This window comes from Bradyrhizobium sp., from assembly GCF_027307225.1.
GTDB lineage: Bacteria > Pseudomonadota > Alphaproteobacteria > Rhizobiales > Xanthobacteraceae > Bradyrhizobium.
The window spans coordinates 18,738-35,194 of the sequence record NZ_DAHUXJ010000105.1 but is presented as its reverse complement, the minus strand read 5'-3'; the positions used below and the strand labels follow the sequence as shown (position 1 = coordinate 35,194).

19 protein-coding genes and 1 tRNA gene are annotated in these 16,457 nt (G+C 61.8%); 12 read left to right on the top strand and 8 right to left on the bottom strand.

All coding sequences use genetic code 11. The annotated features are described in order from the left end of the window. Positions 1-617 precede the first annotated feature (617 nt). Complete coding sequence (locus M6D32_RS18580) at positions 618-956, top strand: hypothetical protein (RefSeq protein ID WP_298258843.1); 339 nt, start codon at positions 618-620, stop codon at positions 954-956. Positions 957-1,041: 85 nt separating this feature from the next. Here M6D32_RS18580 and M6D32_RS18575 read toward each other — a convergent pair whose 3' ends face one another. After that, positions 1,042-1,971, bottom strand: coding sequence for a LysR family transcriptional regulator (locus M6D32_RS18575; protein ID WP_298258841.1), 930 nt, complete (start codon positions 1,969-1,971; stop codon positions 1,042-1,044). 220 nt (positions 1,972-2,191) lie between these two features. Here M6D32_RS18575 and M6D32_RS18570 point away from each other — a divergent pair, with 220 nt between their 5' ends. Genes M6D32_RS18570 through M6D32_RS18560 form a run of 3 tightly spaced genes read left to right on the top strand, consistent with a single transcriptional unit; the run spans position 2,192 to position 3,967 of the window. After that, positions 2,192-2,545, top strand: coding sequence for a hypothetical protein (locus tag M6D32_RS18570; RefSeq protein ID WP_298258839.1), 354 nt, complete (start codon positions 2,192-2,194; stop codon positions 2,543-2,545). A gap of 26 nt (positions 2,546-2,571) precedes the next feature. Continuing rightward, complete coding sequence (locus M6D32_RS18565) at positions 2,572-3,420, top strand: MFS transporter (protein ID WP_298258837.1); 849 nt, start codon at positions 2,572-2,574, stop codon at positions 3,418-3,420. Positions 3,421-3,466: 46 nt separating this feature from the next. Next, on the top strand, positions 3,467-3,967 hold the full coding sequence (locus M6D32_RS18560; protein ID WP_298258835.1) for a hypothetical protein: 501 nt from the start codon (positions 3,467-3,469) through the stop codon (positions 3,965-3,967). Between the two features lie 736 nt (positions 3,968-4,703). On the opposite strand, the gene M6D32_RS18555 is transcribed toward M6D32_RS18560, so the two are convergent. Then, positions 4,704-4,788, bottom strand: a tRNA-Leu gene (locus M6D32_RS18555). Positions 4,789-4,979: 191 nt separating this feature from the next. On the opposite strand from M6D32_RS18555, the gene M6D32_RS18550 reads away from it, so the two are divergent. Continuing rightward, a complete protein-coding gene (locus tag M6D32_RS18550) occupies positions 4,980-5,516 on the top strand; it encodes a disulfide bond formation protein B (protein WP_298258833.1) in 537 nt (178 codons plus the stop codon). Here M6D32_RS18550 and M6D32_RS18545 read toward each other — a convergent pair. Then, on the bottom strand, positions 5,513-6,592 hold the full coding sequence (locus tag M6D32_RS18545) for an AbrB family transcriptional regulator (protein WP_298258831.1): 1,080 nt from the start codon (positions 6,590-6,592) through the stop codon (positions 5,513-5,515). The genes M6D32_RS18550 and M6D32_RS18545 overlap by 4 nt on opposite strands. Positions 6,593-6,762: 170 nt before the next feature. Beyond that, entirely contained in the window at positions 6,763-7,017 is a 255-nt protein-coding gene (locus M6D32_RS18540; protein ID WP_298258847.1) for a PsiF family protein, read from the bottom strand. A 203-nt stretch (positions 7,018-7,220) separates the two neighbouring features. On the opposite strand from M6D32_RS18540, the gene M6D32_RS18535 reads away from it, so the two are divergent. The 5 genes from M6D32_RS18535 to M6D32_RS18515 all read left to right on the top strand — a co-directional run bounded on the left by M6D32_RS18535 (position 7,221) and on the right by M6D32_RS18515 (position 10,018). Next, complete coding sequence (locus tag M6D32_RS18535) at positions 7,221-7,703, top strand: hypothetical protein (protein ID WP_298258829.1); 483 nt, start codon at positions 7,221-7,223, stop codon at positions 7,701-7,703. A 95-nt stretch (positions 7,704-7,798) separates the two neighbouring features. Beyond that, a complete protein-coding gene (locus tag M6D32_RS18530; RefSeq protein WP_298258827.1) occupies positions 7,799-8,293 on the top strand; it encodes a hypothetical protein in 495 nt (164 codons plus the stop codon). A gap of 21 nt (positions 8,294-8,314) precedes the next feature. Continuing rightward, entirely contained in the window at positions 8,315-8,458 is a 144-nt protein-coding gene (locus tag M6D32_RS18525) for a hypothetical protein (RefSeq protein ID WP_298258849.1), read from the top strand. A gap of 73 nt (positions 8,459-8,531) precedes the next feature. Next, on the top strand, positions 8,532-9,311 hold the full coding sequence (locus tag M6D32_RS18520) for a sulfite exporter TauE/SafE family protein (RefSeq protein WP_298258845.1): 780 nt from the start codon (positions 8,532-8,534) through the stop codon (positions 9,309-9,311). 41 nt (positions 9,312-9,352) lie between these two features. After that, a complete protein-coding gene (locus M6D32_RS18515; RefSeq protein WP_298258825.1) occupies positions 9,353-10,018 on the top strand; it encodes a DsbA family protein in 666 nt (221 codons plus the stop codon). Positions 10,019-10,047: 29 nt separating this feature from the next. Here the strand turns inward: M6D32_RS18515 and M6D32_RS18510 are convergent, their stop codons facing one another. The 4 genes from M6D32_RS18510 to M6D32_RS18495 form a co-directional block, all read right to left on the bottom strand. Then, positions 10,048-10,254 carry a hypothetical protein gene (locus M6D32_RS18510; protein ID WP_298258823.1) on the bottom strand — a complete coding sequence of 69 codons (207 nt, stop codon included), beginning with the start codon at positions 10,252-10,254 and terminating at the stop codon, positions 10,048-10,050. A gap of 70 nt (positions 10,255-10,324) precedes the next feature. Beyond that, positions 10,325-11,395, bottom strand: a complete 1,071-nt coding sequence (locus M6D32_RS18505; RefSeq protein WP_298258821.1) for a phospholipase — start codon at positions 11,393-11,395, stop codon at positions 10,325-10,327. Between the two features lie 15 nt (positions 11,396-11,410). After that, positions 11,411-12,382: a S1C family serine protease gene (locus M6D32_RS18500; protein WP_298258819.1), complete on the bottom strand. Its 972-nt coding sequence runs from the start codon at positions 12,380-12,382 to the stop codon at positions 11,411-11,413. A gap of 576 nt (positions 12,383-12,958) precedes the next feature. Further along, positions 12,959-13,516, bottom strand: a complete 558-nt coding sequence (locus tag M6D32_RS18495; protein ID WP_298258817.1) for an HNH endonuclease — start codon at positions 13,514-13,516, stop codon at positions 12,959-12,961. A 190-nt stretch (positions 13,517-13,706) separates the two neighbouring features. Here M6D32_RS18495 and M6D32_RS18490 point away from each other — a divergent pair, with 190 nt between their 5' ends. Both M6D32_RS18490 and M6D32_RS18485 read left to right on the top strand, forming a co-directional pair. Continuing rightward, positions 13,707-15,467: a chloride channel protein gene (locus tag M6D32_RS18490; RefSeq protein ID WP_298258815.1), complete on the top strand. Its 1,761-nt coding sequence runs from the start codon at positions 13,707-13,709 to the stop codon at positions 15,465-15,467. Beyond that, complete coding sequence (locus tag M6D32_RS18485; protein WP_298258813.1) at positions 15,460-16,452, top strand: tripartite tricarboxylate transporter substrate-binding protein; 993 nt, start codon at positions 15,460-15,462, stop codon at positions 16,450-16,452. Before M6D32_RS18490 ends, M6D32_RS18485 begins: the two co-directional genes overlap by 8 nt. Positions 16,453-16,457: the final 5 nt, after the last annotated feature.

Sequence of the window (16,457 nt, the reverse complement as noted above, 5' to 3'; positions counted from 1 at the left end):
AGAGGGCTAACCCGGCAGCAATATCCATGGCATGACCAGGCTGGCGGAACCGTCCACGCTTTCCGGCTCCTCCGAAACTCAACAACGAAGGCGACAGATCACGAGCTACAAAAATACGACATCTTCACCCGCTACGGACACAGGACAATGCAACCTCGAGCAATGAAGTCCGCGGCGGATCGCTGTTGCATTTTCGCAAAAGGTCATGACCCGGCCAATCTCCTCGCGACCGGGTGGACGGTCCAAAGAGGACGCTGGCGCGCGGTCGTGACGGGAGCTGAAGCAATACTTGTTTCATGGATGATCATTGCGCCGACCGCACTAGAATCAATAAGTTTGTGAGTAGTCCATGACTTTCCGAAGTTCGTGAAGGTGGGCGCTGCGATGGAGCACGAACTTCGGAAAGTGGGCACCAGAGATTTTTATTCCTGTGAAGAAGTGAAGGCCGCCTCTTTCGTGTCACTGATGTCGCCTCTTCCCCTACCGACGAAAGCCAGCTTTCATCGATATGTCGTTTACAGGGGCAAACGGGACGAAGTTGGGCGCAGGCGAGATCGACGCTGATGACCCGAAGCGGAAATGGTCAGGGCTGTTTTCTGCGAGCTTGGAGACTTCTAATGTTCTCTGTGTTCGGCCCAGCGCTCGGCATCGCGTCGGCGGCCGTTATCGATCTAATAGCAGGACGACCATTCGAAATTGGCGACGGCACAGTGCTGGCGTTCATGTTCTCGCTTGGTGTTTCAATCGTTATTGGACCGCTTGATGGCTACTTTGCGCATTTCTTCTCCCAGCCTCTAAGAGCGTCCCTGAGCGCGGTGGTGGGAGCGGCAACCGCCGCTTTTCTCGTGATCGGATTAACGAAACAAGCGATCGCGCCACAATCGTTGTTGAATGTTGCTGTGTCCGGAGCAGTGTGTATGGGCTTGTGCTCTCTGCTCTCGGCGATCCCATGCTGAAGCTGAGTGACCGCTCCTGGCCCGTTGCCGGCCAACGTGCTGATCGACGCGATGTCCGCTTCCGCCGACAAAGCGGACCTCGTCATTATGCCTTTGATCCGCGTCCACCCGCGTTGACCTTGACGTGCTCGATGAAGGCTCGCAGCTTCGGCATGACTTGGTGCCTGCCCGGATGATAGAGGAAGACGCCCGGAGTAAGTGGTGCAAAAGGCTCGAGCACGCACTGCAACTTGCCTTCGGCAATTGATCGCGCGGCTACCGGCTCTGGCACTTGCGCCAAGCCTATTCCCGCAATCGCAGCGCTGATCAGCGTCGGAAAATCGTTCGCAATGTAGGGTCCGTTGACGACGACCTCGATCGCACGACCATTGTCGTCGAATGTCCACGGCGCGATTGCGCCTCCTGAGCGGCGCCAACGAAGGCATGCGTGATCGATCAGTTGAGCCGGAGCTCCGGGAGCTGCGCGGCTTGCCAGATATGAAGGATTGCAAACGACAACGAGCCGGAACGGGGGAGTGAGCCGCACGGTGACCATGTCGAGCGCAATGAACTGGCCCATCCGAACACCGGCATCGAAGCCCTCCGCTGCGAGGTCGACAAGCGTCTCGCTGGCGACGACCTCAACCTGAACCTCGGGGTAGGCGCTGCAGAAGGAGGCGACGATCGGCTCCAGAACGATCGGTACGACGCTACGGGGCACGGTGAGCCGCAAAAGACCGCTCGGTTTGTCGGCAAGTTGGCGCGCCGCTTCGCTCGCCGACACCAGTTCATCGAACGCCGGCCTTGCGCGAGTATGAAAACGTTCGCCGGCCTCGGTTAGTCCGACGCTTCGCGTCGTTCGGATGAAAAGTGCGACGCCAACGCGTGCTTCGAGCGCCCGCACGGCCTGGCTCACCGCAGAGGTTGTTACCCCGAGTTCGTCGGCGGCCCTGCGGAAACTACGGTGCCTCGCGACACCGAGAAACGCTTCGACGCCGTCCAGCGCACCCTGTCTGACTGTGAAGCTCTGCTTCATGGTTCGTCAAGATTATCGCGGATAGTCGCTCGTGGAAAGCTGCCTTATGTCAGGTCTTGCAGACCGGGACCCACGCTCGTTGGTGGGCCACAGCGACGATCCCTGCCGTGATCGTCAAGGGGGAACTGAGCAACCTGCCACCGATCGGAGACTGAGAATGATGAAGGTCGTCCGGACCGCCGCCCTCGCACTCACCCTAACTCTTGTAGGAGCCCCTGCCATGACCGAATCATCCGTTGCTCAAACACAAAGCGTCTCGTCCGTAACCACGGGGGTGCTGGTCATCCTGACGGCCAAGGCCAACGTCACACGCGAACAAGTCATGGCCGTCATGCCGACCGAAGTCCGGCAGACCGTGCAGCTCTACGTCGGTGGGAAAATTCGTGAATGGTTCTCGCGTGCCGACGGCCGCGGTGGCGTCTTCTTGCTCGATACCAAAGACGTCGCGGAAGCGCACGCGATCATGGAGAGTCTGCCGTTGGCCAAGCAAAACCTTATCGATCACGAGTATATCGCGATCGGTCCCCTGTTGCCTCTTCGGTTGCTCTTGGCCAGCCCCGAACGCCCGCAATAACACGAGACGTAGATGGAGGGCCGCCAATGATAACCGAAACAGTTTCAGTCGCGGTCCTCCCATCGCGGTCCGTCTGGTGGCAAGTGTTGTTTTGGACCGCTCTAATGACTGTATCGTGGGGTTGGCTAGTCTACCGAATGCCGGAGCTGGTGGAAAGCGGCTTTCCAACCATCGCCGCTCGGCTCATGTCCTTTGGGCTGATTGCGCTCGGGTTGTGGCTCGGCCTTGAGGCCGCCAACCTGACGCCGGGACAACGTCGCGCGACCTGGCTGGCCGTCATGGTGCCCGTCACGCTTTGGGCCGCTGTCGCCTGGACAGCGGCCATCAATGGAGTATTCCGCACGGATTTCTTGCCTTTGCCGATGCTGCCTGCCGCCATCTTTCTTCCCCTAATCGTCGGCTTACCGCTGCTGCTGTTGTCGAAGCGCGTTGGACAGGTGCTCGACGCGATGCCGGAGAGCTGGCTTGTCGCACTGCAGGTCTACCGCATCTTGGGCGTCCAATGGCTGGCGTATTGGATGCGGGGATTGCTGCCCACCATCTTTGCGTTGCCGGCCGGAACGGGTGACGTGCTGACTGGCCTTTTTGCCTTGCAGGCTGCGATTGCCGTGGCTGCGGGTACGGCACAGGGCCGGAGGGCCGCAATTTACTGGAACATCTTTGGTCTTGCCGACTTCGCCGTCGCAATCACCTTGGGAATGATCATGTCGTCCAGTCAACCTCAGTTAATCGTACCGTATGTTCCTGGCGTCGGCGTCGATGCATATCCGAATGTGCTGACACCCGCGTTCGTCGTGCCAAGTTCGATCCTGCTTCACGTTCTGTCGATTCGGCAACTGCTTCGGCGCGGCCGGGCAGAAGCCGCGCCGTGGTAGCTGTACGCGGCGCTGATCCGAGCAAAGCACACCAAGGAATGAAAGAATGCCAGTCTTCAATTTGCCATTTGTTCTGAGTGTTGCCGGCGCCTTCCTGACAAGTTCGTCCGTCGCGTACATCTATGTCTGGCCGGCGATGCGCGCCTTGCCCCGGTTTGACGCTCTAAGACTACTCGCTGCTTTTCATGCGTTCAGATTTTTTGGAATGAACTTCCTTGTGGTTGGATTCGTCTCTCCGGAACTGAGTTCGGATTTTGCCGGAAAAGTTGGATGGGGCGATCTCGTTGCCGCGGCTTTGGCCCTTTTCTCGATGGCGGCGCTCTCTTGGCGCTGGTCAATCGCCATTCCAGTCGTCTGGATATTCAACGTCTGGGGCTCGCTGGATCTTCTGAACGCATACTATATGGGAGTAACGCAGCTCAGAGATCCCGGTTTCATGGGCGCAGGGATCTATGTTCCGGCGCTTTATGTGCCGTTGCTGCTTGTCAGCCATGTGCTGATCTTCTTGCTTCTGTTGAACGTCAAATCGGTTGGCCAAGCCCAATAATCCCCACTCGCCGAGGACCGGCGCCTTCAGGTTTTAAATCTTCGCCACGCCGAGAGCGGCCGCAATTTTGATGGATGGATTGCTCAATGCCTCCTCGCCTTGTGTCACGGGTTTCGGATGCCGGCACAAGTGCTGATCAACGCGATGTCCGCTTCCGTTGATAAAGCGGACATTCGAGAAGCTAACGACGCACCCTGATCCACTCGGGAAAAAATCCCATTGCGCCGTCGGGCAAATCACTGGCACCTGTTCGCGCGTCCCGTGCTCGCCAAGGGGCGCTTCGCGGTCGTCACGAACGTTGGGCGCGGGATGCGATGGACGTGATGTCGTCAACTGACGAGTGACGACGTGGCGGACGGTGAAGTCGTGTGGTCTTGACGCCTCGACGCTGGCGTTAACACGGCGACAATGCTTACGCGTTGCGCCGGGGATGGTGGCAAGAAAGCCCGATCACCAGAGAGAGCGCGCTATAAGCCGTAAAACCATCGCGCAGGGAAGGCCGGAATGTTTCGGCGGACCTGTGGTGACTAACTCGTGTCCTACTTTTTTTGGACGCGAGGCTGCGGGTGCGCAAGGCATCCGGCTTTCCCTGCGCCCTTGTGCTTTCGAGGGCACGACGTCGAGCACAACTCGGGCAAACGCTGCCGCGAGAATGCGGAAGTGCGTGCGTTGGCTACTGGATGTGACATTGGCTTCGCCACGTGGCCCGGCCACGCGTAGCCCGAAGGGCGAAGCGTGGTGCCCCTGGCCGGAATCGAACCAGCACTCCTTGCGGAACTCGATTTTGAGTCGAGCGCGTCTACCAGTTCCGCCACAGGGGCCTTCGGCCGGCCGCGGTGAGCCTGACGAAGCCGGCGGAATATAGCGGCCGGCGGCCGCCGGTCAACCCGCTGTGAAGGACGGCGCCTCGACAGGGGCGCGACTCCGCGATACGAGCCCTCTGAAGGAGCATGATCTTCTCGGAAAACCGCTGCACACTTTTCCGGATCATGCCTGGGCAGGAGGCTTGAGGATGTCAGGTATGACGGCCGTGTCGCCGATTCCGCGCAAGTCCTCGCCGGCGCTGGTTGCGGCGCTTGCGATTCTTCTGATCGCGGCGGCGACGATCGCCGGTGCGTGGTATTTCCAACTCGTGCTCGGGCTTCAGCCCTGTCCCATGTGCCTTGAGCAGCGCTATGCCTATTACCTGGTGATCCCCGTTGCCGCGCTGACGGCGTTCGCCGCCGGCCAGCACGCCGCGCGCGGGCTCGTGATCGGCGGGCTCGCCATCCTCGCGCTGGCCACCCTCGCCAATGCCGTGTTCGGCGCCTATCACGCCGGCGTGGAATGGAAGTTCTGGCCGGGGCCTGCGGATTGCACCGGACCGGTCGGCAATCTCGGCAGCGCCGGCTCGCTTCTGGACCGGCTCGATAAGGTCAAGGTCGTCATGTGCGACGAGGTGCAGTGGAGTTTTCTCGGCCTCTCGCTTGCCGGCTACAACGCGCTGATCTCTTTGCTGATGGCAGCGATCGGCGCTTGGGGTATCGCGAAGGTGACGAAGCCGAACTAATCGTCGACGTCTTCCTGCGGGCGGCCGAACAGATGGACGATGCCGGGCGTCGCAATCGTCACGAAGATGAATCGCGACAAATGGTGGGCGCCGACGAAAATCGGATCGATGTGTAGCGTCAGAGCCAGCGCCAGCATGGCGTCCATGGCGCCGGGCGCATAGGCCACCAGCACGTCGGCGAACCGGACATGGGTGGTCGTGGCGATGATGGTGACGAACACGGCTGAAATCGCGATCGCAATCGCAAAAGAGCCGAGGCCGGCGGTGAGGTGATGGAGAAAAGTGCCTGGCTTCATTCGCGAGAAGCGCGAGCCGATCAGGGTGCCGATGCCGATCAGCGAGATTGCCCGCACCAGCGGCGGCACGCTGCCGTCAACCAGTCCGGCGCCATACAGCACGGCCGATCCGACCATGGCGCCGAACAGCCAGCTCGCCGGAAATTTAGCGATCCTGAGCAGGAGCGAAACCGCGACCGAAGCGCCGACCAGGGCGATCAGTCCGAGCGGAGAGGCAACCGTCGTGGGCAGCGCCGGCGCGGAAGCCGACGTCAATCCGGTCGCGACCAGGATCAGTGGCAGCGCCGCGGTGAGAATGATCACGCGCAGGGTCTGCACCACCGCGATTGCCGCCATGTCGGCACCTCTTTCGACCGCAAGCAGGGCGATCTGCGACAACGCGCCAGGGCTGGCGGCGAGGAAGGCGGACGTGCGGTCCCAACCATGGATGTGCTGCAGATAGAAGCCGGAGCCGATGGTGGTGCAGAAGGTGGCGAGCGCCAGAAAGCCGATGGTCAGGGGATAGGCGCCGATATGTTGCAGAAGTTGCCGCGACATCAGCGAGCCCAGCGAAATGCCGAGCATGACCAGCACCGCTTGCGTCAGGTGCGTGGGCACCGCCATCGGCCGTCCCAGCACGGCCGCAACGGCGACCGCGAGCATGGCGCCCGAGATCAACCCGCCGGGCAGGTGGGCAACGAGAAACAACAGGCCGCCGGCCGTGCCGATCGACAGCGTTTCGAGAAACTGGAAGGTTCTCTTACGGGTGGCATCCGCCAACCATTGCGGAATCTGGTTCACGGCGCCTTATGGCAAATCCGTATTGGGGCTACAAATGCGCCCGGCGCGATCGCTGCAATGCACGTGGGAATTGATGCAGGGAGCTTTCCGGTCTTGCCCGGAGAGGGTCGCGCGAGCGAGGCGACCCCATCCCCCTCGCCAACGAGAAGGATGGGATCGCCGAAGCAAGCTTATTGCTTCTTGCCCATAGCCTCTTTCTTGCACTCGGAGCGGAATTTCTTGCGCTCCTTGCCATGCAGGCCCTTGGCGTCAGCCTGCTTGGAGCATTCCATCGATTCCGCGCTGCGGGGTTTGGCGGTCTTTGCCATGGGCGCAGCCGCATCCGACTTGGCGGCGGGCGCAGCACTGGTTTGTGCAAAAGCGGGAGCGGCGAAAAGCAGGAAGGACGCGCCGACAGCGGCGGCCACGCGGGAGGAAATCGTCATGAGAGGCACCTCGGGTTTAATAATGGATGGGCACGGTTGCGCCATCATGCTGAACCGCGGATGAATGAAACTGCGGGGAGCGTTTTCGCGGCGCGATATTTTCAGCAGCAACCCTGCATGCCGCCGTCACATGTCTTGCGAATGTCAAAGCCACTCCACTAGGATGGGGAGCTTTCGACCAGCCTCTCCAAGGGAGACCAAGGATGACCATTAAAGCCAAATTATTCTGCGCCGTTGCCGTGTCGAGTTTTGCCGCCTTGATGGCGACTGCGCCCGCGCACGCCCTGACCATGCAGGAGTGCAGCGCGAAGTATAAGGCCGCCAAGACGGCAGGCACCCTGAATGGCGAGAAGTGGAATGATTTCCGCAAGACCCAGTGCGGCGCGGAAGCCACCGCCACGCCGGCCGCAGCTCCGGCCGCTCCCCCGCCGCCTGTGGTCGCGGCCAAGCCAAAGGCTGCACCGACCGCGACCGCTGCCCCGGTTGGCCCGAGCGGGCCGGCGATTTTCCCGATGGCGGTCAGTCCGAAATACTCGCAGGAAAGCGCTGGCAAGGCGCGGATGCATACCTGCGTGGATCAATACAATGCCAACAAGACCACCAATGGCAATGGCGGTCTGAAGTGGATCCAGAAGGGCGGCGGCTACTACAGCGAATGCAACAAGCGCCTGAAAGGCGCGGCTTGATCTTTGAAAAGGCCTCGGCCATATCGGCCGGGGCCTTCTCCCATCCTGGCGCAAATATGTGGTAGCCTTCGGCCGCATTTTCGCTGGAGCAGGCAATGAGAAAATCTGAGATGGCCGCCATCGCGGCGCTGATGCTGCTGTCTCATGGTTTCTCATCGACGGCGGCCAATGCTGCCTCTTCCCTCATGATGGCCCAGGCAGGGACGCAAGCGTCGCCAGCTACTGCTCCGGCGCAGCCGCCGGCGGCAAACGTTGCCCCGGCGACCACCGTTGCTCCGGCCGAGAAAGGAGCGTTGTCGACGCCGGCCTGCTCGGTGAAATATCTGGAAGCAAAAGTCGCCGGCAAGCTGCATGGGCGCAAGTGGGTCGACTTCCGCCGCGACGAATGCGGCAAGCGCGAGACCACGGCCGTTTTCCCGACGGCGATTTCGCCGAAATACGCCAATGACAAAGATCAGGACAAGGCCCGCACCAGAACCTGCGCCGATCAGTTCACCGCCAACAAGGCGACCAACGCCAATGGCGGCCTGGTATGGGTCCAGAAAGACGGCGGCTATTACGCCGAGTGCGTCATGCGTCTGAAAGGATGATGCGACGAAGCGATATGCCTGTTGAATTTCCATGATCGCGAGCCTCAGCCTCATGTAATGGGCATCAGCGAGGCCCTGCACACCGATCCGTCGTTGGCGGTCGCCGGCGTGTTTGCCGGGATCGCGATGAGCCTCAATGTGCTGGTGACATCGCTTCCGGTGTAGCTGGCGGTTACCTTCCTGCTGCGCTAACAGGACCTCAGTCGCCCGTTGGGGACAAGAAGGAGATCGCTTTTTGATCATCTCCGCGATGCAGGCGGGGCTCGGGGTGGGGTCGGGCGCACTGGTTGGATTTTCGCTGGGCCTGATCGGCGGCGGCGGATCGATTTTGGCGGTGCCGCTGATGGTATACGTGGTCGGCGTTGCCGATGCCCATGTCGCCATCGGAACGAGCGCCATTGCGGTCGCGGCCAATGCGGCCTTCAACCTGACCAATCATGCCCGCGGCGGCACCGTGCGATGGTCGTGTGCGCTTCCCTTCGCGGCAGCGGGAATTGCCGGCGCGCTGGTGGGCTCGATCTTCGGCAAGCTGCTCGATGGCCGAAAGCTGCTGGAGCTGTTTGCGCTCCTGATGCTGGTGATCGCGGTCCTGATGCTCAAGACGCGCTCGCGCGCCGGCGTGGCGGATGTCAGCATCAGCCGCGACAACATGCCGGCGATCCTCGGGCTTGGGCTGTCCACCGGCATACTGTCCGGATTCTTCGGGATCGGCGGCGGCTTCCTGATCGTACCGGCGCTGATGCTGGCGACGGGAATGCCGATCATCAACGCGGTCAGTTCTTCTCTGGTCGCGGTGACGGCCTTTGGCCTTTCGACGGCGGCGAGCTACGCCTGGTCCGGGCTGGTTTCCTGGCAGCTGGCGGGACTATTCATCGCGGGCGGAGTGGCCGGCGGCCTGATCGGCACCCGCCTGGCGCGGTCACTTTCGGTACAGAAGGGGGCGCTCAATGTCGTGTTTGCCTCTGTCATTATTCTGGTGGCGCTTTATATGCTCACGCGTAACTTTTTCGGATCCTGATCGTAGATCGGGCAGCAGCCGTGAGGCAGCCGGAGACAAAGATGAACCATTCGATCGATCCGCTTCGGCCGAGCAGGCGGCACGCCCTGGGCCTGTTCGGAGGGGCGACAGCGGCCCTTGGGATCGGCGCGCTCTCCGCGCCGGCATGGGCCGAGGGCGAGGACGTCCTGACCGAAGCGCAGGTGTTGCGCGATCCGGACATTCCAGTTGCGGGCAATGCGTCGGGTGACATCTCGATCGTCGAGTATTTCGACTATCAATGCCCGTATTGCCGCAAGGTCGAACCGGAATTGCGGCAGGTGGTTTTTGATGACGGCAAGGTCCGCATGATCTGGAAAGACTGGCCGATCCTGGGACCGATGTCGGTGACGGCATCGCGGATGGCGCTGGCGAGCCGATACCAGGACAAGTTCATTCAGGCGCACGACGCGCTGATCGCGATTAATTCCAAGCTGACGGAAGCAAGGATTCGCGATGCGCTTGCGGGCGCCGGCGTTGATATCGATCGCCTCAATCGCGATCTGGCGGGCCAGGCGGGTGCGATCGACACGACGTTAAAGCACAACAACGAACAGGCGCTGGCGTTTGACTTCCGCGGCACGCCTTCCTTCATCGTAGGTAAATTCCGCGTGCCCGGTGTTTTGACCATGGCGCAGTTCGGTCAGGCCATCGCAGACGCGCGAAAGGCGGCCGCGGCAAAAAAATAGTGCCGCAACCGCCTCAAGCGACAACGCCATTACCGTGACGATAATCTGATCCAGTCCTCGTGGGCACGCGTCTTCACGACGTGCCAATCGGCCGAGACGACATCCCAATTGACGAGGGTTCGGTTGGTGGCCGCATTCTCGCCGTTCGCGACCGTCGAAGTTGACTGCGAATCACTGATATAGACGCCGGCGACGAGCAGCACCGCGCCCAAGATCATCCCTAAGAAAACCTGCATCGCTTTTGTCTCCGAAATTGACGGCGCGACAACGTGCCGGGGCCGGAAATGGTTCCCGCCTCCGAAACCATCAGGGAACCCCAAGCCACGCGAGAATCGGCGCGTTCATTTCGCGCGGGTAGCAATGGCTGAGGTTGTCGACCTCGCGATAGGTGACATCGGCACCCGCCGCCACCAGCGCGTCGCGGGTTTGCCGTGCCGTCTCCACCGGAAACATCCAGTCGAGCGCGCCATGCACCATGTGGATCGGCAGGCCGCGCAGCCTGTCGGCATCCGCCAATTGCGCCATCAACGGGTGAAACGTGGCGGCGACCGGCGCAAGATGGGTGAACGGCGAGGCACTCTCGAGCCCGGTGACGTAGCTGAACGTGCCGCCATCGCTCATGCCCGTCAGCAGCAATTTTGTCGGGTCGATATTCCAGCGGCTGCGTACCGAATCCAGAATGCGCGAGAGGTTGGCCGTGTCTGCGTCTTCACCCATCAGTGCCCAGGTGGCCCCCAGGGCGGTCGGCGCAACAAGGATCGCGCCGAGACTGCGTGCGTCGCGCAGCCAGCGCCAGAGGAAGCCGCGGCCATTGCCGCTGCCGCCATGCAGCGCCATCACCAGAGGCCAGGCACGGTCGGGCGTGTAATATTCCGGCACGTAGAGCGAGAAGCCGCCGCGGCTGCGGGGTTCGTTGTGGTCGTGGATGACGCCGGTGGTCTCGGTGGCTGTTACGGCAAGGCGTGCCAGCAACTCGGCATCGTTGCAAAGTCCGGGGTTGAGGAAGAAGCTGCTCAGCGGCGGAAATTTGGCCGCCAGCGGATAGAGCGCCTCTTCCGCACGCGGCAGCTGGCGCAGCGCGCGAAAGGCAAGCGTGATATCGCCGCCGCCGGCCTGCACCGCGCGCAAGCCTGAAAACGCCGATAGCGCCGCATCGCTTGCGGTCTCGAGCGCACGCTGGACGTCGGCAAATTCCGCCGGCCAGCTGGAAAGCTGTGGACGCGCCACGCTCAACTCGGCGTCGGGCGCGCCTGCGGCTTCCATCACGCGATCGAAGGAGGGTGGATGAAAATGGCGGGCGACAAAGCCGAGCGCTTCGAGTGACTGCAGGAGCGGTGGCAGCAGTACCACGATATCGTCGATCACGGCCTCGCTCATCGGCCCAGACCAGCGTTAGTGGAGGCGCGGCGCCTTCAACAACCGCGCACGGTCCGTTGAAGCCAGCACGACATCAAAGGTGACGCCTTCATGATGCACGGTCAGCGGTACGTCGACGCCCGCTGCACCGAGCGCCCAGAGCTTGCGGTAGAAACCAGCCTGAGAGGTGATCTTGTCGCCGTTGATGGCGAGGATCACGTCGCCGGCCTTGAGTTCGGCGAGCGCCGCCGGCCCGTTGGCGGAAACGCCCACGATAACGACGCGGTTGTCGATCTCGGTCGAGTACATGCCGAGCCATGGGCGCGCCGGCTTGTTGACGCGGCCGAATTTGCGCAAATCGTCCACGACAGGCTTCAGGAGATCGATCGGCACCGCCATGTTGACGTGCTCGGGCTTGCCGTCGCGGTCCCGTTCGAGCTGAAGCGAGCCGACGCCGATCAGTTCGCCGCGATCCGAAATCAGCGCGGCGCCACCCCAGTTGGGATGGGCCGGGTGGGTGAAGATCGCGTCGTCCAGCATGTATTCCCAATAGCCCGCAAACTCCTGCCTGGCGACGATCTGGCTCGCCACCGATCGCGTACGTCCACCGACGCCGCCCATCACGACGCGATCGCCGGTCTTGCTGGCAGCCGATGAGCCGATCGGCAGGGGTTCGAGATCGAGGCGGCCAAGGGCCTGCACGAGGCCGAAACCGGTCACGGAATCAAACCCGAGGGCGTGGCCTTGAACCACGCGGCCGTCGCCGGTGTGCAGCCAAACGGCGTCAGCCTCCGTAATGAGATAACCGATGGTCAGCAACAGGCCGTCATCGATGATCACCCCATGGCCGGCGCGCTCCGTGCCGAGCGTGTCGGCGAGGAAGGCGTCAGACGGGATGATCGAGTGCAGGCCGACTATCGAGGCGAGCGCGCGATCGAGGTCGAAGCCATAATCGCTGGCACGGGGCTGATTCGCCGACGGCACCTTCCACTCAGTGAGGGCGGGCATTGAGAATCTCCTTGAGGACTAGTGCTCCGATTCCGAAGTTCGTATCATATTGCGGCTCCACGTTTACGAACTTCGGAATCAAAGGAGCACTAGCCAACTATGTGATTCTAGTGCGGTTTAGAATTTGAAGTTCCTATGACGAGGTTGCCGCGAAACTGATAGGAACTTCAAATTCACCGCACTAGTGTCCCGGTTCTGACATTCGTATCGTTTCGCGGCAGGCGCCTTAACGAAGGTCAGAACCAAAGGGACACCAGCAAATGTTGATTTTCCAGTGTGGCTTTGACACCGACGTTCCTTTGAGGAAATCGCTGCAAAACTGTAAGGAACGCCAGTGTCGCCACACTGGCGGCGAGTCTGACGCCAAACGTCAACCTGCGGCTCGATCCAAATGGCATCCGAAAGCTCCGCCTGGGCGACTTAGCGCCCGCGAAGAACAGCTCGCAATCCTAAGCCGCAAATTTTCTTCGGAAAAGGTCTTGATCTGGTTGTAATTCCGGCCCGCGCGGTCGTTCGCCCGTGTCTTGCCACTGTCCGCTGATCCGCCGTCATCGGCGGCAACACGCTTTGCGCGCGCTACGGATCGAGCTCGGTGTCCCAATAAAGATAATCGAGCCAGCTGTCGTGCAGATAGTTCGGCGGAAAAAGCCGGCCGTTACGATGGAGCTGGTGCACCGTCGGCGCGAATGGCTGCTGCCTCGGAAACATCCGCGCCTGCTGCGGCGTCAGGTTTCCCTTCCTCAGATTACAGGGCGAGCACGCCGCGACCACGTTTTCCCACGTGGTCTGGCCGCCTTTGCTGCGCGGGATAATGTGATCGAAGGTGAGATCGTCGCTCGACTGGCAGTATTGGCAGGCGAAGCGATCGCGCAGGAAAACGTTGAAGCGGGTGAAGGCAGGATGCGTGGTCGGTTTGACGAACGACTTCAGCGATACCACGCTGGGCAACTGGATCTCGAAGCTCGGGCTGCGGACGGCGCGATCGTAGTGCTCGACGATGTTTACGCGGTCGAGAAACACCGCCTTGATCGCGTCCTGCCACGACCACAGTGAAAGCGGATAATAACTCAGCGGCCGGAAATCCGCATTCAGCACCAATACCGGCCAACCGCCTTGCGAGACATGTGCGTTCAAGTAACGCTCCTGGCCTCCATCTAGCTGCGAAGCAGCATGCATTGACATACTACAGGCAGCGTGACGGGATTGTGAAGAGCATAGATGGGGTTGTCAGCCCCTGCTTATTTGTGGCCGGATTGCGAAGGCGCTGCCAGGATAGCGAGAAGACCGCCAAACGACTGCGGCTGACTGTTATGGACACGGCAAAATGATCACCAAGTCCCCCTATCTCGAGGCGCCGCGGCGGCTCAGGGCCTTCGTTCGGGCCCACGAGAGCAGCCTGATCATTCTGGCGGCGGTGGTCGGCATCGTCGGCGGTTTGGTCGTGGCAGCGATGAGCGCCGCGGTGAACCTGCTCCACATCCTGCTCTTCAATATCAGTTCCGGAGACCGCCTCTCCAGCCAGGTCTCGATCGATCCTGCGCGCGCGCTTCTGGTTCCAAGCATCGGCGGGCTTCTGCTTGGAATTGCGTTCCTCTTGTTGCTGCGGGTTCGGCCGGCTCGCGAAATCGACCCCATCGAGGCCAATGCCCTGCATGGCGGCCGGATGTCGTTTCGTGGAAGTGTGATCGTGGCGCTGCAAACGGTTTGGTCCAGCGGGGTCGGCGCGTCGGTCGGGCTGGAGGCCGGATACACCCAGCTTGCGAGCGGGCTCGGCGCTTCGCTCGGTCGCGGCTTTCATCTGCGCCGTGCGGACCAGCGGTTGATGGTCGGATGCGGGACGGCAGCTGCGATTGCGGGGGCCTTCAGCGCGCCGCTGGCGGGCGCCTTCTATGCCTTTGAACTCGTGCTGGGTGGCTATACACCCGCGAGCCTCACGCCGGTCGGGGTAGCCTCCGTCGTCGGCTATTTCGTCGCGCATGCCTTTACCCCGCTGTCGCTTGGCGTCGCCTCTGGCCCGGTGGTCGGTATCGTTGTTGGGCGCGACCTCGCGGTAGCGGCGCTGCTCGGCGTTTTCGCGGCGCTGTTCGGGATTGCGATCATGCGCGGCGCTGGGCTTTGCGAAGCGTTGTTGTCGAAAATCGTGCCCTGGGCGCCGCTGCGCCCCGCGCTCGGCGGTCTCGCCGTCGGCTTCCTGGCGTTGCAGACGCCGCAGGTGTTGTCGTCGGGTCATGGCGCCTTGCACTTCAACGGCATCGTGACGATGCCGGTCGCGTTCATCGGCATGGTGTTCGCGCTGAAAGCAACGGCGTCGGTGATATCGCTCGGCTCCGGCTTTCGCGGCGGCCTGTTTTTCGCCACGCTTTTTCTCGGCGCGATCGGCGGCCGTCTGTTCGCGGAAGGCTTTGACGGGATCTTGCCGGGCCTGCGCCTTGAATCCAACGTCTACGCCATCATCGGCATGAGTGCGCTGTCGGCGTCCGTCATCGGCGGGCCGCTGACGATGTCGTTCATCGCGCTGGAATCGACCGGCGACCTCTGGCTGACGACGGCAGTGCTGGTCGCCGTGATCATCTCGACCCAGATCACGCGCGAGCTGTTCGGCTACTCCTTCGCCACCTGGCGCTTGCATCTGCGGGGCGAAACCATCCGCAGTGCGGCCGATGTCGGCTGGATCCGCGATCTCACCGTGCGGCGGCTGATGCGGCCGGATGTGCTGACCGTGAACGCCGCGACGTCGATCGCCGAATTTCGCACGAAATTTCCGCCGGGATCGAAGACGCAATTGGTTGCGGTCGACGATGCCGGCCATTATGCGGGAATGGTGTTCGTGTCGGATGCGCACGGCGCCGACATCGACGCAAAAAAGAGCCTGAACAGCATCCTGCATTATCCCCGCGTCGTGCTGCATCCCGGCATGAATATCCGCGAGGCGATTGCGGCCTTCGACGTGACGGAGGCGGAATCGCTCACCGTGGTCGAAAGCGGCGATCAACGGCCGATCGGGATCTTGACTGAGGCGCATGCGATGCGGCGTTATGCCGAAGAATCCGAACGGCGGCGGCGCGAGGTGGTTGGCGATGTCTGATTTATTCGCACGCCGATGGTTTTTGGCGATGGTCGTTGCCGTCGCTACTTTCGGATCGGCTGGCGGAGTGGCAGCGCAGTCTTATCCGGCGCGACCGATCACCATGATCGTTCCATTCCCGGCAGGCGGTGCGACCGACACACTGGCGCGCTTTCTCGCCGAAAAGACACGAGACATCCTCGGCCAGCCCGTCATCATCGAAAACGTTGCTGGCGCGGCCGGGACCATCGGCGTCGGCCGTGCGGTGCGTTCGCCCGCTGACGGCTATACGCTCTCCATCGGCACCTCGACCACGCACATGCTCACGGGTGGTCTTTACAAGCTTCCCTTCGATCTCCTGAACGATCTTGAGCCGATCATCTATATCGGCAGCGAACCGCTGCTGCTCGCGGCGCGGAAGGACTTTCCAGCCGACAATCTCAAGGGGCTGATCGCTTACCTCAAGGCCAATCCCGATAAGGCTTCGGTCGGCATCGCCGGCGTCGGCGCGACCGGGCATCTGGCCGGGATCGCGTTCCAGAAGGAGACCGGCACGAAATTCCAGTTCGTGCCCTATCGCGGCAACGCGCCGGCGATGCAGGATCTGCTGGCGGGACAGATCGATTTCATGATGGAGCCTTCGTCCAATTTCAAAGCGCTGATCGCAACCGACAGCGTCAAGCCGATCGCTGTGACCGGCAAAGCGCGGTTGCCTGCATCGCCCAATATTCCGACCGTCGAGGAAGCAGGCCTCCCGGGTTTTACGGCTTCGCTCTGGTACGGGCTCTGGGTGCCGAAGGCTACGCCGAAGGAGATCGTCGAGAAGCTCAACGCGACCTTGCGCGCGGTACTTGCGGATTCCTCTGTGCAAAAGCGGTTTGACGATCTCGGCATTCAGATTTCGCCGCGCGACCAGCAGTCACCGGAGGCGTTACGGGTTTTCGAGAAAGCCGAGGCGGAGCGATGGTGGCCGGTCATCAAGGCGTCCGGCCTCAAGGTGGAATGACAGGC